The organism is Winogradskya humida, from assembly GCF_016862215.1.
GTDB classification, from domain to species: domain Bacteria; phylum Actinomycetota; class Actinomycetes; order Mycobacteriales; family Micromonosporaceae; genus Actinoplanes; species Actinoplanes humidus.
Genome location: NZ_BOMN01000065.1, coordinates 34,521 through 53,861, shown reverse-complemented (window position 1 = coordinate 53,861; position 19,341 = coordinate 34,521). Strand labels below are relative to the sequence as shown.

Here is a 19,341-nt window from a genome sequence, read left to right as displayed (position 1 = left end):
GTGGATGCTGCCGTCAGGTCCTACTGGTAGACGCGGACGTAGTCGACGAGCATCCGGGCGGGGAACGGGGTAGAGGCGTCGATCGGGCCGGGGAAGTCGCCGCCGACCGCGAGGTTGAGGATGATGTAGAACGGGTGGTCGAAGATCCACGGGCCGCGGGTCGCCTCGACGGTGGCCTTGCTGGCGTAGAAGACCTGGTTGCCGTCCAGCAGGAACTTGATGCCCTTGCTGTCCCACTCGGCCGCCCACACGTGGAAGTCCTGCGAGAGGTCGACGGTGGCGTACTTCTGGCCGTAGCCTCCTGCGCCGTTGTACTGCGGGGCGTGCAGCGTGGAGTAGGCCTCGCTGGTGTTGCGGCCGAGGACCTCCATGATGTCGACCTCGCCGTTGTAGGGCCACGGCCGGCCGGTGAGGAAGTCGGCGCCCATCATCCAGAACGCGGGCCACAGGCCGTTGCCCTTCGGCACCTTGATCCGGGCCTCGACCCGGCCGTACTGCACCTGGAACTTGTTGCTGGTGTTCATCCGCGCCGAGGTGTACTCGCGGCCGTTCGAGGCTTCCTTGCGCGCCTCGATCACCAGGTTGCCCTGGCCGTCCGTCTTCGCGTTGTTGCTGTTCTCGGTGTAGTACTGGACCTCACCGTTCTGCGGGACGCCCGGGTCGTACGTCCACTTCGCGGTGCTCGGCTTCGTGCCCGACGCGTCGTTGAACTCGTCGTTGTAGACCAGCCGGGTCGCCGGGAACGTGGGGTCGGCGGGGCGGGCCGGCGGGGTGTTGGGGGCGCCGCCGGTGCCGTAGACGTTGAAGTCGTAGAGCGAGTAGCCGTACGTGCTGACCCGCGCGGTGCCGTACATCCGCACGTAGCGCCCGGTGCCGGTGACGTTCAGGACTTCCTTGAACCCGTGGCCGGTCGTGGTCGAGTAGATGTCGGTCCAGGTCGTGGCGTTCGGCGAGACCTGGATCTTGTACGCCGTCGCGTACGCCGGGTCCCACTGCAGCTCGACGCGGCTGATCTGGGCCGTGGCGCCGAGGTCGACGTAGATCCAGCCCGGGTCTACCCAGCCGTTCGTCGAGCTCGTCGCCCAGCGGGTGGCCGGGTCGAGGTCGAACGCCTTGTTCGCGGTGCACGGGTTGCAGTTGACGTCGTTCTGCTCGGTGGAGGCGAACGCGGGCTTGTTGTACGAGAGCAGCGTCCCGGTGCCCGGGTCCGGCGGCGGCGTGGTGGTGCCGTTCGCGTACACCTGGAATTCCCAGAGCGAGTAGCCGTACGCGGGGAGCGCCCGCTGGGTCAGGTTGAGCCGGACGTAGCGGGCGGTGCCGCTGACCGTGATGCTCTGCGCGCCGGCGTTGCCGCTGAGGGTGGCGGTGGCGTCGGTCCACGTCGAGTCGTTGGTGGAGAACTGGACGGTGAAGGCGCTGGCGTACGCACCCTCCCAGTTCAGGTTGACCCGGGTGACCGCGGTCGGGGCACCGAGGTCGACCTTGAGCCACTGGGGGGTGGCCAGGAACGCGCTCGACCAGCGGGTGCCGGTGTTGCCGTCGGTGGCGGCGGAGGCGGGCGTGCCCTCCCACTCCACGGACGAGGCGGTGGTGGGTTTGCCCTGCGAGACGATCGCTTCGGCGGCCGAGGCGCTGCCCGGTGTCGCTACGAAGTAGGCGCCGGCCAGGGCCAGGAGTGCGGCGCCGATGGTGGCCAGGCGTGTCCGCCTGCCACCGCCGCGGGACTTGGCAGAACTCATGCGGGGTCCTCCTTGCGGGGAATCAAGGATGTGTCGTGGGGATTACCGGGCGCTTTCCGGGTTGTTCCGGGGGAAAGAAAGCGCTCTATGTGACGACACTGTGAACCAGCGACTTCATGGGTGTCAATGCCTGTCAGAAGCTCGGGAAGCGCTTCCCCGAGAGTGTTCCCGGCGGGTTTCCGGGCGGATGCGCAGGTCGGCGCGCTGCGGCAGCCGGGCGCGCGGCATCCCGCCGGGTGCGGGAACCTCGAAGTTCCGGAACCTGGCGCCGGGAATGTCAGTAATGTGAGGAGTATCAGTAAAAGAAGGGTTTAACGGGCGTGCGAGTCCACGTCGAGCGCCGACGCCACGAAGCCGGTGACCAGCCGGGTCCAGAAGACCGGCCGGCGCAGCAGCGCATGCGTCTCCCCGGGTACGGGCACGAACGAGGCTCCCACCCGAGCGGCGTACGCGGCCGAAGCAGCCGGATCCGTCACCTGATCGCCGTCACCGTGCGCGATCACGATCGGCACCTGCGAACGCGGCTCCGGCTCCCCGGGCTCGATCCACGGCGCCAGCGCGCACACACCCGCGACCCCCGGCTCACCCGCCAGCCGCAACGCCGTCCGGCCGCCCATCGAATGCCCCACGAGCACGATCTGCGCCCCCGGATGCAACCGCCGGGCCTCGCCCAGCGCCCAGCGCGCGTCGGTCACCGGGTCCTCGGCCGCGCCGTTCCAGCCCCGCAGGCGGTAACGCAGCAGCCACACCGCCACCTCATCGGCGCGCGTCCGGGAACGCACCGCCCGGGCGAACGGCACCATCCGCAGGTACGCCAGCCCGCGCCGGGCCGGTTCAGCGCTGTTCGCGCGGCCGCCGTGCAGCAGCAGAACCACCGCGCGAGCACCCTCGCGGGGGCCGGACATGGACAGGTGCGGAGAGGTCACGTCCTTAGTTCGGCGCGCGACGTCATTCGGGTGGGTGCTCATCGGGTTCCAATCCGGGGCGGTTCCGGTGCCGAATCGCCTCAAGAACAACTTGTACCCGCGAAAGCTGGGGGAATTCCATGAGATCGGTCGCAGTGATTGGGGCTGGAGTGTCCGGGCTCACCGCGGCGTACCTGCTGCGCAACGCCCGTGACGTCACGCTCTACGAGGCGGACGCGCGGCTCGGGGGCCACGCGCACACCCATGACGTGCCCGACGCGGCCGGTCCGGTGGCCGTCGACTCCGGGTTCATCGTGCACAACCGGCGGACGTACCCGCTGCTGCTGAAACTCTTCGCGGAGCTGGGCGTGCCGACCCAGGAGACCGAGATGAGCATGTCGGTCACCTGCCGGGGCTGCGGCCTCGAATACGCCGGCGCGAAGGGCGCGAGCGGTCTGTTCGCCCGCCCGCCGGGGCTGCGCTACCTCGCCACGCTGGCCCAGGTGCCGCTCTTCCACCGCCGGGCCCGCGCGCTGCTCGCCACCGGCGAGGACATCACGCTCGGTGAGTTCCTGCGCCGGGGCCACTACAGCGCGCACTTCGTCCGGCACTTCGTCATCCCGCTCGTCTCGGCGGTCTGGTCCTGCGGCACCGAGGTGGTCGCCGACTACCCGGCCCGCTACCTGTTCACGTTCCTGGCCCATCACGGGATGCTCAGCGTCACCGGCTCGCCGACGTGGATGACCGTGACGGGCGGCTCGCGCACCTACGTCGACCTGCTCGCCAAGGAACTCACCGCGGTCAGGGCGGCAACCCCGGTCCGATCCCTTACGCGTACGCCCGAAGGTGTCGAGCTCCGCGACGATGCGGCCGGGGTGTACCGCTACGACGAGGTCGTGATCGCCACCCACGCCGACCAGGCCCTCGCGCTGCTCGCCGACCCGACCGACGCCGAGCGCCGCACGCTCGGGGCGTTCCGCTACTCGACCAACGAGACGCTCCTGCACACCGACACCGGGGTGCTGCCCCGCGCGCACAACGCCCGCGCGAGCTGGAACTACCTGCTCCCCGGCTGCGGACCGGACAGCGGGCCGCCCCGGGTCACGTACGACATGAACCGGCTCCAGCGCCTCGACGCCCGTGACCACTACCTGGTGACGCTGAACGCCGGGCCGCGGGTGCGCGACGGTTCGGTCCTGGCCCGGATGACGTACGCGCACCCGATCTACACGCCCGCCTCGGTCGCCGCGCAACGAGACCTTCCGGGGCTGAACGATGGGCGGACCGCGTACGCCGGCGCGTACCACGGCTGGGGCTTCCATGAGGACGGCTGCCGCTCCGGGGTCACCGCCGCCGCGTCGCTGGGGGTGGCCTGGTGAAGCCGGTCATCTACGACAGCACGGTCCGGCACATCCGCACCGCGCCGATCCGGCACGCGTTCAGCTACCACACGTACGAGTGGCTGGTCGACCTCGACGAGATGCCCCGCAACCGGGTCCTCGCCTCCTTCGAGGCCCGCGACCACTTCGGCGACCCGGCCTCGACGCTGCGCAGCAACACCGACGACTTCCTCGCCGAGCACGGCATCGACCTCGACGGCGGGCGCATCCTGCTGCTCACCAACGCGCGGGTCTTCGGGTACGTGTTCAACCCGCTCAGCGTCTACTGGTGTCACCACAGCGACGGCCGGCTCGCCGCTGTGATCGCCGAGGTGCACAACACGTACGGCGGCCGGCACTGCTACCTGCTCGACCCGGACCAGGCGAACGTGGACAAGGAGTTCTACGTGTCGCCGTTCTTCCCGGTCGACGGCGCGTACCGGATGCACCTGCCCGTCCCGCACGAGAAGCTCGCGCTGACCATCGCGCTGGACCGCGACGGCGGCCGCCCGTTCGTGGCGAGCCTGCGCGGCCGGCGCCGGGCCGCGACCACCGCCGCGCTGCTGCGCCACCCCTTCGTGACCGTTGCGGTCTCCGCCCGTATCCGGCTGCAGGGCATCCGCCTCTGGGCCCGCGGCCTGCCGGTACATCCCCGGCCCGCCTCTCGCATGGAGAAGATCTCGTGACCACAGTCCTCGAACCCGTCGAAGTAGCCGCGCAGAGATGGCCCGATGTCGCGGTCACGCCACGGGCACCGCTGCGCGCCCGGATCGCCGCCCGGATGTTCCGGCGCATCAGCGGACGGCTCGCGCTGCGGGTCGCGTACCCGGATGGGCGGGTGACCGGGGCGACCGGCCCGACCCTGCGTCTCGTGCGGCCGCAGGCGTTCTACGCACGCCTGGGCACCAACGGCCTGATCGGCTTTGGCGAGGCCTACCAGGCCGGCGACTGGGAAGCCGACGACCCGGTGGCGGTCCTGACCGTCTTCGCCGAGCGGATGGGCACGCTCATCCCGCCGCGGTTGCAATGGCTGCGGCACCTGCACGGCACCCGCGCACCCCGCGCCGAACGCAACACGCGGGAAGGCGCGCGCAGCAACATCCACCGGCACTACGACCTGTCGAACGCGCTCTTCGCGCTCTTCCTCGACCCGTCGATGAGCTACTCCAGCGCCCTGTTCGACACCTCCGCCGACCTCACCACCGCCCAGCACCGCAAGATCGACCGGCTGCTCGATGCCACCGGCGTCGGTCCCGGCTCCAAGGTCCTGGAGATAGGTACGGGCTGGGGTGAGCTCGCCATCCGCGCAGCTCAGCGCGGCGCTTCGGTGCTCAGCGTGACGCTCTCCGCCGAGCAGCGGACCCTCGCCCTGCGCCGGGCCGCCGACGCGGGCGTACTGGACCGGGTCGACGTGCGGCTCTGCGACTACCGCGAGATCGAACCGGCGGCGGGCGGCTACGACGCGATCCTCAGCGTGGAGATGATCGAGGCGGTCGGGGAGGCGTACTGGCAGACGTACGCATCCGCGCTCGCCCGTCACCTCGCACCCGGCGGCACCGTCGGGCTGCAGATGATCACCATGTCGCACGAGCGGCTGCTGGAGACGCGGAGCACGTACACCTGGATCCACAAATACGTCTTCCCGGGCGGCCTGGTCCCGTCCGTCCCGGCGATCGAAGCCGTCCTCGCCGGCGCCGGGCTGCAGGTGCGCGACCGGCTCGATTTCGGCGCCGACTACGCCACCACGCTGCGGCACTGGCGCTCCGCTTTCCTCGACCGCCGCGGTGAGGTCGCCGCGCTCGGCTTCGACGACACCTTCGTGCGGACCTGGAACTTCTACCTCGCGTACTGCGAAGCCGGCTTCGCCGCCGGCTACATCGACGTGGCCCAACTCGTGATCGGACACCCCTCATGACCGCTGTGCTCTCCCTCGAGCGCGGAGTCGCGCCGAAGCTCGCCTCTCTCATTGCCGGGGTGGCCGGCGGATCCCTGCCGGTGCGCTTACGCGCCTGGGACGGCTCCGAGGCCGGGCCCGCGACCGGACCGACGCTGGTGATCAGGGACCGGCAGGCGTTGCGGCGGTTGCTGTGGAGCCCGAACGAGCTGGGGATCGCGCAGGCGTACATCGCCGGCGAGATCGATGTCGAGGGCGACCTGCGCGACGGTCTGCGTCAGGTGTGGCAGCACGCGCGCAGCAACTCGCTCGCGGGGTTTTCGCTGACGTGGGCGGACCGGCTGCGCGCGCTGCGGACCGTACTGTCGCTGGGAGTTCTGGGATCTCGTCCCGCCGCGCCCGAGATCGAGGCGCGGATCGACGGCTCGCTGCACAGCCGGGAACGGGACCGGGCGGCGATCGCGTACCACTACGACCTGTCGAACCGGTTCTATCAGCTGATCCTCGACGCGCGGATGGCGTACTCGTGTGCGTATTGGACCTCTGATGAGCCCGGCTACGGCCTGGCAGAAGCCCAGACGGACAAGCTCGACCTGATCTGCCAGAAACTCGGGCTCGAACCGGGCATGCGGCTGCTCGACATCGGCTGCGGGTGGGGTGCGCTCGCGCTGCACGCGGCCCGCAATTATGGCGTACGCGTGACAGGTGTGACCCTCTCCGCCCAGCAGCGCGAGTTCGTCTTGGAGCGCGTCGGCGACCTGCCCGTGGAGATCAGGCTGCAGGACTACCGCGACGTCACCGACGGACCCTACGACGCCATCTCCACCATCGAGATGGGCGAACATGTAGGAGAGGATCAGTATCCGGTCTTCGCCGCCCAGCTGCACAACCTCGTCCGCCCCGGCGGCAAGGTGCTCGTGCAGCAGATGTCCCGCGGCGCGAACGCCCCCGGCGGCGGTGCTTTCATCGAGTCCTACGTCGCCCCCGACATGCACATGCGCCCCCTCGGCCGCACGATAGACCTGCTCGCCGGCTCCGGCCTGGAGGTGCGCGGCGTTCAGGCACTTCGAGAGCACTATGTGCGTACGGTCGACGCGTGGCACGCCACCCTCGAGAGCCGCTGGTCCGAGGCGGTCGCCCTGGTCGGCGAGCCGATGGCCCGGGTGTGGCGGCTCTACCTGGTCGGCGGCGCGCTGGCCTTCGAGGAGGGACGGATGGGCGTGGACCAGATCCTGCTCCAGCGCAACTCATGATCTTCCTGGCCTCGGCTCTCGCGGCGCTGCTGGTGATGCTGGCGGCATTCGCGGTGAGCCTGCGCACCGGAGTGCACGCGGGCGTCGACATCGCCTGGGGCCTCGGCTTCACGGCGGTCGCGGCGGCCTGTGTCGCGGTGACCGGGCACGGCTGGCTGATCGCGGGGCTGACGGCGATCTGGGGCGTACGCCTGGCGATCCACATCGGCCGTCGCTACACCGGCGAGGAGGACCCCCGCTACGCGCAGATGCTCGACGGTCGCAGCACCTGGCACGCACTGCGCACGGTCTACCTCACCCAGGCGGTGGCGCTGTGGTTCGTGTCCTTGCCGGTCCAGGTCGCGGCGCTGCACGGCAAAGTCACGTGGTGGTCTTCCTTCGGCTTGGGGTTGTGGGCGGTCGGACTCGTCTTCGAAGCGGTCGGCGACGCGCAACTGGCCCGCTTCCGCAACGACCCGGCTTCCCGCGGCAAGGTGCTGGACACGGGCCTGTGGCGCTACACCCGCCACCCCAACTACTTCGGCGACGCGTGCGTCTGGTGGGGGCTGTTCGCCCTGGCCTGCGTGCACTGGACCGGCTGGCTGACGATCCTGTCCCCGCTGGTGATGACGTACTTCCTGGCCGGCAAGACCGGTAAGCCGCTGATGGAGAAGCATCTCTCCAGCACGCGTCCCGGCTACGCCGACTACGTGGCCCGCACGAGCGCCTTCATCCCCCGCCCACCGCGGCCTCAGGGTTTGCCGCGGTCTTAGGGTTTGCGGGCGACCGCACCCCAGATGGCGACGTCCTTCGGGTCGGGGAGCGGCTCGCCAGCAGGCGGACGCCACTCGCTGACCGCGACGATGCCGGGCTCGACCACCTCCAGCCCGTCGAGAAGGGTCGCGAACTCGTCCCGGCTGCGCATCCACACGTCGGAACGGCCCGTGACACGCATCCGCTCGTGGGCGACCCGATGCTCGGCCGGCGAGAAGTCCATGGTCGCGTGGGTGACCAGCAGGTAGCTCCCCCTCGGTACGGCGTCGACGAGCTCCTGCACCAGGGGCCGCGCCGCACCCTCGCCCGGGATGAAATGCAGCACCGCGACGACGACCAGCGCGATCGGCCGCGAGAAGTCGAGCAGCTCCGCCGCCTGCGAAAGAATCTTCCCCGGGTCCCGCAGATCGGCCTCGAGATAGGCCGTCGCACCCTCGGGCGTGCTGGTCAGCAACGCCCGCGCATGCGTCATGACCAGCGGATCGTTGTCGACATAGACCACCCGGGCCTCGGGATGTATGCGCTGGGCGACCTCATGCGTGTTGTCCGCGGTCGGCAACCCGGTGCCCACATCCAGAAACTGCTTCACCCCGCACTCGGCGGCCAGAAACCCGACCGCCCGCTGCAGCATCGCCCGATTGGCCCGAGCCCCGATCCGCACCCCCGGAAACTTCCGGGCAAACTCCTCCCCGGACTCCCGGTCAGCCGGAAAATGATCCTTCCCGCCCAGCCAATAGTTGTACCGCCGCGCCGGATGTGGCACCGACGTGTCGACCCCCGCATCGCCACCGTCCATGTCGGACACCATATAGAGACCCGTTCCCCCAGGCATACTGGCTACGTGACTACGCGTAGCCCCCGCCTGGAGATCGAATACTGCACCCAGTGCCGCTGGCTCCTCCGCGCCGGCTGGACCGCCCAGGAACTCCTCACCACCTTCCAGAAGGAACTAGGCGAGGTCGCCCTCATCCCCGGCACCGGCGGCATCTTCGACATCCGCCTCGACGGCGAAACAATCTGGTCCCGCAAAGAAAGCGGCCACCCCGAACTCCCCGAGCTGAAACGCCTCATCCGAGACCGCATCGCCCCCGACCGCCACCTCGGCCACTCCGACAAACAAGCCGGGTCCAGCACCTGATTGTCGTATTGTAGATACTTTGTTGATAACTGCGAGGGGGCTCGCGATGATTGCTGTGCCCGCGCTCGCACGCCACGGCTGAGCAGGGTTTATGTCGGTCCAGTCCGGTATCCTTCACGCACGCCCGACAGCACAGGAGCTCTGCATTGACCATCAACGCGAATGACGTAGCCGCCGCGGTGCTGGGCCATGTCGGCCCCGTGGAGGCCATGCGCCTGCAGAAGTTGGTCTATTACAGCCAGTGCTGGCACCTGGCTCTCGTTGACGAGCCGCTCTTCCGCGACACCATCCAGGCCTGGCGCGACGGGCCGGTCACCCCGACCTTGTGGGAGCAGCACCGCGGAGGTCTGACGGTGAGTCGCTGGTCGTCCGGTGACGCTGCCCGGCTCAGCAACACCAGCGCCAAGATCGTTGAGCTTGTGTGCCAGGTCTATGGCGGCTTGTCGGGCGATGATCTCTCAGAGCTGACGCACAGCGAGAAGCCGTGGCGAGCTGCGAGGGAAGGCCTCGCCGATGATCAGCCCAGTAAGTCAGCCATCTCGCTCGAAGCGATGAAGGACTTCTACCGGAGGCGTTCACTCGCCGGGCTGCGCGCGGACGATCTGGTTTCCGGTGGGTTGCACGGCCTCACGCAGGGCGGTATGGAGCCGACCGAGCGTAGGCGAATTCTGGCCGCGATCCGCGATGAGTTCCGATCGGCCGATCCCGGTGACCCGGGCTTGCCGGAGCCCGCGGAGTCGGCATTCGACGCCCGCCGTGCGCATGTGGCCCAGTCGGAAATCGAAGTACGCCTGAACAGGGAGCGCCCGCAACGTGGCACCGCGTCCCAGCAGCATTGAGCCCGACCTGCACACCGCTGTATTCGACGTCAACGTTCTGCTCGACATCGCGGACCTCTTGGGCCCGCCGTTCACCTGGGACAACTTCCGGGCAGCCGCAACGCGAAACGGCCTGGCACCGGTCCCGAACAAACCCGACCGCCGGGTGGACAGCCTGCGTGCGGTGGCGGTGACGACGACGGGCCGATTTGCCGGCCCCGACTTGCTTCAGGTGTGGAGCTCGGATCACATCGACCGGCTCCTGGTGAACAAAGCCCAGCAACCTCGCACCGGTGCGACCGCGGAGAGCCGAGGTCTTGGATGGTCGCCGGCGGACGCGAACGCTCTACTTACTGACTTCCTCGATGAGCTGGTCTATGACATGACCGGCGGCGGACGTGTGGAGATCGTCGGTGTCTCGGGGAATCCCCCGCTGGACCACGAGGATGCTCGGGTCTACACCACCGCGATGCGGGCGGCGGCCGATGCGGCGCCGCCTTCGATCAAGTACTGCGTCACCCGCGATCGCGAGTTCCGGTGTGCCGAGGACCTGGACGGCCACGTCGAGATCTTGTATCCGGACGAATCTCTGACCCTGGTCCGTCGATCGCGAGCTGCCCTGGCGGTAGGCGGGATGCGGCCTCGTTCCCACTGAGCAGATAGATCAACAAGGCTGTTAGCGTGCCCCCGTGCGCCGATCGATTCTGCTGGTTGTTCTGGTCCTTGTTGCTGGTCTGGCCGGTTGCGGGGTGCTTGACCGCAATGATGAGGATGACAAGCTTGCCCGTCTTCTGGACGAGGGGGCGACCGTCAGCGTTTTTCTCCGCGAGGATGTGACCGATGCGGAGCGGGTAGGCGTCGAGACCCGGTTGAAGGCTGTGCCTGATAACACCGGGGTGACATATGAGAGCAAGGAACAGGCGTACGCGAAGTTCAAGGAGCTGTGGGAGAAGTCGAACCCGGAGTTCCTCGAGAAGGTGGAGCCGGGCTCGCTGCCCGAGTCGTTCCGGGTGCAGATGACGAACATGGCTGCGCTGCGGAAGGTGAAGGAGTCGCCGCTCGAGGCGGAGGTGAAGGCGCTGCCCGGCGTGCAGGATGTCATTTTCCCGGGGTGTACCACGGTCGACGAGTGCAAGAAGAAGCTGGCGCCGAGCGCTACACCTTGAGTTACGCCTCGGGACGGGTGTCGTGGGCAGGCGCGGGTTCATGTGAGATGACCTGGCTGCGGGGGCCGGTGCTGCGGCCGGGGCGTGGGTGGGCGTCGGGCTGGGGGAAGACGAAGCGTTTGAAGGCCCAGAGGCGGAAGGCCATGGCCAGCAGGGTGCCGGCGATGTTGCCGCTGACGAAGTCGGCGATCTCCTGGACCGCGCGGGTGACCTCGGGGACTTCCAGCATCAGTACGTAGCGGGAGATGCCGAGCGGGATCGCGTTGATAGCTACGCCGATCGCGCTGACGCCGAAGAACAGCGCCGCCTCGTGGTGGCGTTCGCGGCCGCCGCGGCTACGGAAGGACCATTCGCGGTTGAGGACGTACGACAGGATCGTGCTCACGATGGTCGCGAACACCAGTGCCGTGACCGGCTTCTCGTGCAGCACGGTGAGCTTCAGTGCGTAGTTGACGGCGGTCGTCACCAGGAAGCACACGCCCCCGACGACCAGGAACTTCACCGCCTCATGGTGCCTGTGCAACAGCCGGGTGAGCCACATCCGCAGGATCGTAACCGCACCGGCCAAATCGGTTGCCCGACCGGTGTGGTGGGGCGATTGTCGGGGGTATGGGACAGGACGAGATCTGGGATGCCGGTGCTGCTCGGCGGTATGACACGCCGGGGAGCGGGATGTTCGCGCCGGAGACGTTGGGGCCGGCGGTGGATCGGCTTGCTGAGCTTGCGGGGGATGGGCGGGCGCTGGAGTTTGCCATCGGGACCGGGCGGGTGGCGATTCCGCTGGCGGAGCGGGGTGTGCCGGTGACGGGGATCGAGTGGTCGCGGCACATGGTCGCTCGGTTGCGGGAGAAGGTGGATGCGGCGGCCGTTCCCGTGGTGGAGGGGGACATGGCGGCGGTGGTCGTGCCGGGGCGATTCTCGCTTGTCTATCTCGTTTACAACACGATCTCCAACATTTTGACGCAGGCCGGGCAGGTGGAGTGTTTCCGGAACGCGGCGCGGCATCTGGGGCCGGGTGGGCGGTTCGTCATCGAGCTGTGGGTGCCGGAGCTGCGCAAGCTCACGCCCGGGCAGGAGGCCGTTGTCTTCAGCTCCGAGCCTGGCTACATCGGCTTGGACACGGTCGATCCGTTGCGCCAGCGGGTTGTCTCGCACCACTTCCGGTTCGAGGACGCCAGCGAGGAAGCGAAGGTTTTCCGGACCGAGCACCGGTACGTCTGGCCGGCCGAGCTGGATCTGATGGCGCAGCTCGCCGGGTTCGAGCTGGAGAGCCGGCACGCCGACTGGTCGGGTGCCGACTTCACCGCGGAGTCCTCCAGCCACGTCTCGGTCTACCGGATCGAGGGGGCGGGCTGAGAGATGGTCGAGGGTGGGGGAGGTCAGTGGCGGAAGCCCTTGACGAGGTCCTGCAGTTCGGCGGACAGCCGGGTCACGGCGGCGATGTCGTCCTGGGAGTCGGTGACCTCGGCCTCCGTCTCGCGGGCGGCGGCTGCCACCGTCGTGATCGTGGCGGCGATCCGCGTGCTGGCCTGGGCGGCTTCCGCCACGCTGCGGCCCATCTCGCCGGTGGTGGCGGTCTGCTGCTCCACCGCGGCGGCGATCGCGCTCTGGTGGTCGTTGATCTCGGTGATCACTTCTCCGATGCGGCTGATCGCCGCGGTGGCCTCGGCGCTGGTCGTCTGGATGTCGCTGACGCGCCGCGCGATGTCCTCGGTGGCGTTGGCGGTCTGCTGGGCGAGGTCCTTGACCTCGCCGGCGACCACCGCGAACCCCTTGCCGGCCTCACCCGCGCGGGCTGCCTCGATGGTGGCGTTGAGCGCGAGCAGGTTGGTCTGCGCGGCGATGGAAGTGATCGCGCTGAGGACCTGCTCGATGTCGGCGGAGCTGCGGCCGAGTTGTGCCACGGTGGCGGACGTGCCGGTGACGACCTGAACCGCGTCGCCGGCGACCAGCGCGGCCTGTTCCGAGCGCCGGGCGATCTCACCGATGGCGGCTTTCATCTCGTCGGCTGCGGCGGTGACCGTCATGATGCTCTGCGATGCCGTTTCCGCGTCACCTGCGACGGCCGCGGTCTGGGCCGCTGATCCGCGGACGCGTTCGGACGTTCCCGCGCTGCCGGCCGACAGCCGGGCACCTGCCGTTCCAAGTGCACCGGCCGACCCGGCGATGGTCGCGATGGTGCGGCGCAGGGCCGTGTTGGCGGTCAGCAGAGCGGCCGCCATGGTGCCGACCTCGTCGCGGCTGGTCACCTGCGGGTCGCCGGTGAGGTCACCGTCAGCCATGGCGGTCAGCACCGCGCGTACTCGCAGCAGCGGCCGGACCACGGCGCGGGCGACGAACAGCCCGATGAGCACGGCGGCGGCGATGACGGCCACCGAGATGATCAGCATCATGGTGCGCTGTCGCGACTGGGCGGCACTGACGGCGTCATTGGTGCGCTCCGCGTCCGCCGTCTCGGCGCCGGCGAGGGTGTCGAGGGCTTCGCCGAACGTACCGTTCGCCTTGTCAAGGGCACCGCCGGAGGCCAGTAGTGCCGCTCCGCCGGTTGCGTTGCCGGCGCGTACCAGCGGCACGAGCTGATTGTCCCGGGCCTGCCGCCACGCGGCCAGGCCCGTGCGTGCCTGCGCGATCAGCGTGCTGCGCTGGGCGTCGAGGCCGCCGTGGTCAGCCACGTACGCGTCGATCGCCGCGTCGGCGCTGGCGTCGGTCTCCTTCATGCCGGCGATCACGTCCTCCTGCGCGGAACCCGGCTTCAGGATGATGACGTCGCGTACCTCGACCCTCGAGTCGCCCTGCATGTCGCGCAGGTTGACGAGATCGGCCAGCGGGCGGGCGGTGTGCGAGTACAGGTCGCGGGTGCGTTGCCCTTCCGCGCTCAGCCCGGACAGGCCCGTCCAGGCCACCGCGCCGATGCCCACCGCCGCCAGCAGGACAGGGGCGAGCACTTTGGCCCGTACGGAACGGTCCGCGACCCAGGACGCCAACTTGACCACGAGATCCCCTCGAATACACCACTGCACGGCTGTTCTCATCCTTCCCATCGGCGTGCCGGTGGCATTGATGAAGGTTTCTGTGTGCTCAACGGGTGAGCGCGGCGGCCCGGGTGAACGAGGACTGCACCAGGCTGCTGACCCACGGCATGCTGGTCAGCGCCCACAGAACCAGGGAGGAGACGCCGAGGATCAGGGCCGCCGCGCTGACCGCCTTGTCGATGCCCTGGCTGAGGATCAGGATCGGCAGGAGTCGTACGGCGATCGAGCCGCCGAGGGCGCGGGTGGACGCGCTGTAGGCGAGGGCTGTGGTGACGCTGCCCGGTGGGGCTTTCTTGGCGACCAGGGCGTCCATGTCGCCCTCGAAGGCGGTCTGGCTCAGGCCCGCGAAGAACTGGGCGATGATGACGCTGATCGCGTGGTAGGGCGCGGTGATCCAGCCGACCAGCATGCCGACGCCCCACAGCGACCAGCGCAGGATCGCCGGGAGCTGCATCCGGCCGATCACCTCCACCGCGACGGTGGCGAGCAGACAGCCGAGGCTGAACGCGACGGCAGCGCCCGCGACCCAGTGCCGCCCGTGAAGTTCGGTGGTCAGGGGGACCGCGAGCAGGGTCGGCCCGGACGCCATCAGCATGATGGCCCCGCCCGCAAGAAGCAGACGAGGCGAGGCGGCCACGCGCGGAGAGGTGACCAGACGAGGCGAGGCGGCCACGCGCCGAGGTGGCGCGGCAGTGGCGGTGACACGGGGAGTGGGCAGCAGGCGGGCACGGCGGGCGCTGAGGATGGTGGGCAGCAGCGATCCCGCGTACAAAATGTAGATCGCGATGAGGACACCGCCGGTGGGATAGCCTCCCGGGCCGACCGGCAGCAGTGCGCCCAGGCCCGTGCCCGCCGCCTCGACCGCGGCGATGGCCAGGGCGTAGCGGGTCATCGACCGGGGGCGGGCGTCGACCGCCGCGACCTCCGCGCGCATCGCGGCGAAACCCACCCAGGCCGCGACGTGCATGACCACGACGGTGGTCGCGATCAGCCAGGACGGTACGCCCGCGATGAGCCCGGCCAGCGCCCCGACCCGCAGCACCATCTCGATCCCGGCCGCACCGCGCAGCAGGCGGCGGCCCGAGAAACGCCGGGAGAGATACCCGGTGACCGGCGCGGACAGCACCACGCCGAGCAGCATCGCGGCGTTGTAGAGGGCGGCCTCGGCCAGCCCGCCGCGGGAGACGGCGAGCAGGACCAGGACCGTCCAGCCGAGCGCCATGCCGAACGAGTCGGTGACGCCGGCGCCGAGCAGCTCGCGCAGCCGGCCGGTGCGGCGCAGGCCGACCCCGCCGGTCCGGCGGTGCCGGGCGGAATCAGCCACCGATGAACAGGGGTGTGGGCGGGGGAAAGCCGTTGAAGTCCGAGGCGTAGCTCAGGGTGTACGCCCCCGCGGACCCGATGTAGAGCACGTCGCCGACGTCGATGGTCGCGGGCAGGGACAGTCCGTAGAACATCGTGTCGGAGCTGTCGCAGCTCGGCCCGGTGACGGTGAACGGGAGCTCGGCGGGCGCGATGAAGGACGCCGTGACGGATGTGCGGACCGGGAACGCCCAGCCTTCCGGGAGCTGGATCGTCTCCATCATGCCGTGGTACGCGCCCACATCGACGAACAGCCAGTTCTCCCCGCCGCGCACCTCGCGGCCGATGACGGAGGCGGCCATCACGCCGGCCTCGGCGACCAGGTGCCGGCCGGGTTCGGCGGCGAGCATCCCGGGCTGGTACGGCAGCACGTCCGCGATCGCGGCAGTGACAACAGCGCCGATCTCCTCGATGGACGGCACGTCCTCGGCGTACCGGGCCGGGAACCCGCCGCCGATGTCGAGCATCTCGAGACGGATGCCCTCGTCCAGCAGGCTCGCCATGATCTTCCCGGCGACGTCGATGGCCTGACGCCAGGCATCGGTGCTGCCGCACTGCGAACCCACGTGGAAGGTGATCCCGTACGGCCGCAGCCCGAGCCGCCGCGCCAGCACGAGCAGGTCCCGGCCCTCGTGCGGCTCGGCACCGAACTTGCGCGAGAGCGGGAAGGCGCTGTCCGCGTCGTCCACGTGCAGCCGCAGATAGACCGCGCTGCCGGGGGCGTGTTCGGCGAGTTTGCGCAGCTCGTTGGGGGAGTCGAAGCTGAACCGCCAGAGTCCGGCGGCGTACGCGGCGGCGATGTGCGACGGCGGTTTCACGGGGTTGCTGTAGAGCACTCCGGCCGGGTCGACGCCGAGCCGCTCCAGCATCCGCAGCTCACCGAGGGAGGCGATCTCGAAGCTCGCGCCGTTCGCGCGTACGGTCGAAAGGATCTCGGGTGAGGGGTTGCACTTCATCGCGTAGAAAGGCTGTATGCCCGGTAGAGCCGACCGGAATGCGGCCAGGCGGCGCGCGACCGCGTCGAGATCGGTGATCAGGAACGGCGTCGGGATGTCGACGATGGCGAGCTGCTCAGGGGTGAGCGCGGCCGGCCAGTTCTCTGCGAGGGCCGTTGTCATCGCTTCTCCAGGACGCTGGGGGACGAGTCGAGCAGCAGGCGGCCGGCGTCGGCGGCGGGCACCGGGCGGGAGAAGTAGAAGCCCTGCGCGAAGGTGCAGCCCATCGCCCGCAGTGCGGCGAGCTGGCCGTATTCCTCGATGCCCTCGGCGACCGTCGACATGCCGAGGCTCTGGCCGAGCTGGACGATCGTGCTGGCCAGCGCGGTGTCGTCGGTCTGCTCGCCGAGCCGCTCCACGAACGAGCGGTCGATCTTGAGGGTGTCGACCGGGAAACGCCGCAGGTACGCGAGCGACGAGTAGCCCGTACCGAAATCGTCGATGGCCAGCGTGATGCCGAGCGCCTTGAGCTTGACCAGCTGCGCGAGGTTCTCCTCGGTGTCGGTCATCAGCACGCTCTCGGTCATCTCCAGGCAGAGCCGGTCGGCGGGCATGCCCGTCTCGGTGAGCACTTCGAGGACCTCGGCGACCAGATCGGTGCGGTCGAACTGGCGCACCGACACGTTGACGGCCATCTTCACCGGCGGCTGACCGGTCTGCTCGGACCACTCCATGGCCTGGCGGCAGGCCTCGCCGAGCACCCAGCGGCCCAGCGGGACGATCAGCCCGGTGGCCTCGGCGAGCGGGATGAAGCTCATCGGGGAGATCAGCCCGCGGGTCGGGTGCTGCCAGCGAACGAGCGCCTCGAAGCCGATGACCCGGCTGTCGAGCATGTCGATGGTGGGCTGGTAGTGCAGGCGCAGCTCGCCGCGTTCCAGGGCGAGACGCAGGTCGGCCTCCAGCTCGAGCCGCTCGACGAGGCCGGACAGCATCTCCGGGTCGTACGTGGCGAAGCTGCTGCCACCGGTCGCCTTCGCCTTGTACATGGCGAGGTCGGCGTTGCGCATGAGCTGCTCGGCGTCCTCGCCCGAACCGGTCGCCGTGCCCAGTGCCGCGTAGGAGGCGAGGCCGACGCTTCCGCGTACATGCAGATCCCGCTCTTCGATCCTGAAGGGCTCCTGCAGCTCGTCGACGATGCGCTGCGCGACGCCCTCGGCGTCCTGGGAATCGAAGTCGGAGCGGATGAGTACGGCGAACTCGTCACCGCCGAAGCGGGCCACCACATCGCCCTCGCGCACCGACTGGGTGAGCCGGTCCGCGACCTGGACCAGCAGCATGTCGCCGGCGAGGTGCCCGAGGCTGTCGTTGACCTCCTTGAACCCGTCCAGGTCCAGGAAAAGCACGGTGACGTCGCCGTCGGCGGCCCTGCTGTCGAGCGCCTCGGCGACCCGCTCGCGGAACAGCGCGCGGTTGGCGAGCTGGGTCAGCGCGTCGTGGTACGCCTCGTGGACCAGCTGCTCCTGCAGTTCCATGCGCTCGCTGATGTCGCGGGTGTTGAGCACCAGGCCACCCACGTTCGGGTCGCCGAGCAGGTTCGTGATGGTGATCTCGGCCTGGCGCAGCCGGCGGTCGCGGTGCCGCACGGTCAGCTCCAGCACCGTGGTCGCGTAGGGCCGCCCGCTCACCGAGAGCAGCGCGTCGGCGAGCCGGGTGGCCGCCTCGGGCGTGATGACGGAGGTGAGCCGCCGGCCGGTGAGGACCTGCGCCGGGTAGCCGAAGACGCGCTGCACGGACTCGCTCTGGTAGAGCACCTCGCTGTCGACGCCGACCACGGTCACCACGTCGGAGCTGTGCTGCACGAGCGCGTGGAATCGCTGCTCGCTGGCGTACAGCTCGGCGGTCCGGTCGGCCACCCGGGTCTCCAGGTTGCGGGTCAGACCGCGGTTCTCCAGCAGGGTGAGCAGCTGCCGGCCGACGATCAGAAGAATCAGTGCCGATCGGGTGTACGCGATGACGGCGCTGCTCTGCCCGGTCCGCGCGTACCACACCACGCTCGTGACCAGCGCGGCTAGCACGGCGACGTACGGCAGCAGCACCCCGAACGGCTGTGCGCCCAGGTTCGTGGTGCTCTCCGCGTTCTCGCCGACCGGGCGCAGCGGCCGGGCGGCGGCGAGCAGGATCAGCGCGAAGCCCGCGAACCAGCCGATGTCGGTGACGCCGCCGGAGCGGTAGGCGCCGGTGAGGTTCAGGTAGGCGTACCCGATGTCGGAGATCGCGAAGGCCACGATGCCCGACCCGACCAGGGCCAGCGGTGCGAAGTTGCGCCCGCCGCGGCGCTGCAACGCCAGCATGTAGATCACGATCGTGACGATGACGACGTCGCCGAGCGGGTAGGCGAGGCTCACGTAGAGCGCGAGTGTGCTGTCGCCGCCGGCCTCGATCAGCCCGCGGACGACGAAGATCCAGGCCATCAGCATCAGCGACGCGGCGACCATCAGCCCGTCGAGCACGCTGCGTGCCCGGTTGGCGAGGCTCTGCGAGGGGACGGGGAGCATCAGCAGCCCGGCCGGGGCGAGCACCACCATGCCGAGGTAGCCGATGTCGGCCTGCGACGGCAGCGGCACGGACCCGGTGAACGTCTCGAGCCAGACCGCGGTGACCTGCCCGACGCCCCACGAGAGAACGCCGAAGCCGATCAGGGCCCAGCCGAGCCGCAGCCGGCCCCGGAGAGTCGTCGCTCGCAGCAGACAGGCGACGGCAGCGGTGATCGCGGCGGCGCACAGCCCGAGGTTGGAGATGGTCTTCGCGGCACCGAGGCCGGTGCTCAGGACCAGACCGAAACCCGCGGCGATCACGGCGACGGCGACGCACAGCCGCGCCCAGCGGCGCAGGCCGGGCGGCATGCGCCGATCGGCCGGGACCGGCGGTTGCGTGGTGGCTGCCATAACGCTCATCTCAAGTCGGGGG

The 19,341-nt window shown here is 69.6% G+C and carries 18 protein-coding genes; 10 read left to right on the top strand and 8 right to left on the bottom strand.

From position 1 onward, the window contains the following. Positions 1-20: 20 nt before the first annotated feature. Both Ahu01nite_RS25630 and Ahu01nite_RS25625 read right to left on the bottom strand, forming a co-directional pair. Positions 21-1,739 carry a discoidin domain-containing protein gene (locus Ahu01nite_RS25630; RefSeq protein WP_203839180.1) on the bottom strand — a complete coding sequence of 573 codons (1,719 nt, stop codon included), beginning with the start codon at positions 1,737-1,739 and terminating at the stop codon, positions 21-23. Positions 1,740-2,050: 311 nt separating this feature from the next. After that, on the bottom strand, positions 2,051-2,665 hold the full coding sequence (locus Ahu01nite_RS25625; RefSeq protein ID WP_203839179.1) for an alpha/beta hydrolase: 615 nt from the start codon (positions 2,663-2,665) through the stop codon (positions 2,051-2,053). Between the two features lie 119 nt (positions 2,666-2,784). On the opposite strand from Ahu01nite_RS25625, the gene Ahu01nite_RS25620 reads away from it, so the two are divergent. From Ahu01nite_RS25620 to Ahu01nite_RS25600, 5 genes are read left to right on the top strand one after another with little or no spacing between them, the layout of a single operon-like run. Further along, complete coding sequence (locus Ahu01nite_RS25620; protein WP_203839178.1) at positions 2,785-4,023, top strand: NAD(P)/FAD-dependent oxidoreductase; 1,239 nt, start codon at positions 2,785-2,787, stop codon at positions 4,021-4,023. After that, entirely contained in the window at positions 4,020-4,709 is a 690-nt protein-coding gene (locus tag Ahu01nite_RS25615) for a DUF1365 domain-containing protein (protein WP_203839177.1), read from the top strand. Before Ahu01nite_RS25620 ends, Ahu01nite_RS25615 begins: the two co-directional genes overlap by 4 nt. Beyond that, entirely contained in the window at positions 4,706-5,938 is a 1,233-nt protein-coding gene (locus Ahu01nite_RS25610; RefSeq protein WP_239159124.1) for an SAM-dependent methyltransferase, read from the top strand. Before Ahu01nite_RS25615 ends, Ahu01nite_RS25610 begins: the two co-directional genes overlap by 4 nt. Continuing rightward, positions 5,935-7,170, top strand: a complete 1,236-nt coding sequence (locus tag Ahu01nite_RS25605) for a class I SAM-dependent methyltransferase (protein ID WP_203839176.1) — start codon at positions 5,935-5,937, stop codon at positions 7,168-7,170. Before Ahu01nite_RS25610 ends, Ahu01nite_RS25605 begins: the two co-directional genes overlap by 4 nt. Further along, positions 7,167-7,922: a DUF1295 domain-containing protein gene (locus Ahu01nite_RS25600; RefSeq protein ID WP_203839175.1), complete on the top strand. Its 756-nt coding sequence runs from the start codon at positions 7,167-7,169 to the stop codon at positions 7,920-7,922. Before Ahu01nite_RS25605 ends, Ahu01nite_RS25600 begins: the two co-directional genes overlap by 4 nt. Here the strand turns inward: Ahu01nite_RS25600 and Ahu01nite_RS25595 are convergent. Next, on the bottom strand, positions 7,919-8,719 hold the full coding sequence (locus Ahu01nite_RS25595; RefSeq protein WP_203839174.1) for an SAM-dependent methyltransferase: 801 nt from the start codon (positions 8,717-8,719) through the stop codon (positions 7,919-7,921). The genes Ahu01nite_RS25600 and Ahu01nite_RS25595 overlap by 4 nt on opposite strands. A 45-nt stretch (positions 8,720-8,764) precedes the next feature. On the opposite strand from Ahu01nite_RS25595, the gene Ahu01nite_RS25590 reads away from it, so the two are divergent. The 4 genes from Ahu01nite_RS25590 to Ahu01nite_RS25575 all read left to right on the top strand — a co-directional run bounded on the left by Ahu01nite_RS25590 (position 8,765) and on the right by Ahu01nite_RS25575 (position 11,045). Next, complete coding sequence (locus Ahu01nite_RS25590; protein WP_203839173.1) at positions 8,765-9,061, top strand: Rdx family protein; 297 nt, start codon at positions 8,765-8,767, stop codon at positions 9,059-9,061. Positions 9,062-9,207: 146 nt separating this feature from the next. After that, positions 9,208-9,900: a Panacea domain-containing protein gene (locus Ahu01nite_RS25585; RefSeq protein WP_203839172.1), complete on the top strand. Its 693-nt coding sequence runs from the start codon at positions 9,208-9,210 to the stop codon at positions 9,898-9,900. Beyond that, entirely contained in the window at positions 9,875-10,534 is a 660-nt protein-coding gene (locus Ahu01nite_RS25580; protein ID WP_203839171.1) for a hypothetical protein, read from the top strand. Before Ahu01nite_RS25585 ends, Ahu01nite_RS25580 begins: the two co-directional genes overlap by 26 nt. A gap of 34 nt (positions 10,535-10,568) precedes the next feature. Then, positions 10,569-11,045, top strand: a complete 477-nt coding sequence (locus Ahu01nite_RS25575) for a cell division protein FtsX (protein WP_203839170.1) — start codon at positions 10,569-10,571, stop codon at positions 11,043-11,045. 1 nt (position 11,046) lies between these two features. On the opposite strand, the gene Ahu01nite_RS25570 is transcribed toward Ahu01nite_RS25575, so the two are convergent. Then, positions 11,047-11,586: a GtrA family protein gene (locus Ahu01nite_RS25570; protein WP_203839169.1), complete on the bottom strand. Its 540-nt coding sequence runs from the start codon at positions 11,584-11,586 to the stop codon at positions 11,047-11,049. A 68-nt stretch (positions 11,587-11,654) separates the two neighbouring features. Here Ahu01nite_RS25570 and Ahu01nite_RS25565 point away from each other — a divergent pair, with 68 nt between their 5' ends. Beyond that, positions 11,655-12,401 (top strand): class I SAM-dependent methyltransferase, encoded by a 747-nt coding sequence (locus tag Ahu01nite_RS25565; protein ID WP_203839168.1) that lies wholly within the window; start codon positions 11,655-11,657, stop codon positions 12,399-12,401. Between the two features lie 23 nt (positions 12,402-12,424). On the opposite strand, the gene Ahu01nite_RS25560 is transcribed toward Ahu01nite_RS25565, so the two are convergent. The 4 genes from Ahu01nite_RS25560 to Ahu01nite_RS25545 all read right to left on the bottom strand — a co-directional run bounded on the left by Ahu01nite_RS25560 (position 12,425) and on the right by Ahu01nite_RS25545 (position 19,319). Beyond that, the gene (locus tag Ahu01nite_RS25560) at positions 12,425-14,038 is read right to left on the bottom strand and encodes a methyl-accepting chemotaxis protein (RefSeq protein ID WP_203839167.1); all 1,614 of its coding nucleotides are present in this window, start codon (positions 14,036-14,038) and stop codon (positions 12,425-12,427) included. A gap of 85 nt (positions 14,039-14,123) precedes the next feature. Further along, the gene (locus tag Ahu01nite_RS25555; protein WP_203839166.1) at positions 14,124-15,401 is read right to left on the bottom strand and encodes an MFS transporter; all 1,278 of its coding nucleotides are present in this window, start codon (positions 15,399-15,401) and stop codon (positions 14,124-14,126) included. Continuing rightward, complete coding sequence (locus Ahu01nite_RS25550) at positions 15,394-16,557, bottom strand: type III PLP-dependent enzyme (RefSeq protein ID WP_203839165.1); 1,164 nt, start codon at positions 16,555-16,557, stop codon at positions 15,394-15,396. Before Ahu01nite_RS25550 ends, Ahu01nite_RS25555 begins: the two co-directional genes overlap by 8 nt. Beyond that, positions 16,554-19,319, bottom strand: a complete 2,766-nt coding sequence (locus tag Ahu01nite_RS25545) for a putative bifunctional diguanylate cyclase/phosphodiesterase (RefSeq protein ID WP_203839164.1) — start codon at positions 19,317-19,319, stop codon at positions 16,554-16,556. Before Ahu01nite_RS25545 ends, Ahu01nite_RS25550 begins: the two co-directional genes overlap by 4 nt. Positions 19,320-19,341: the final 22 nt, after the last annotated feature.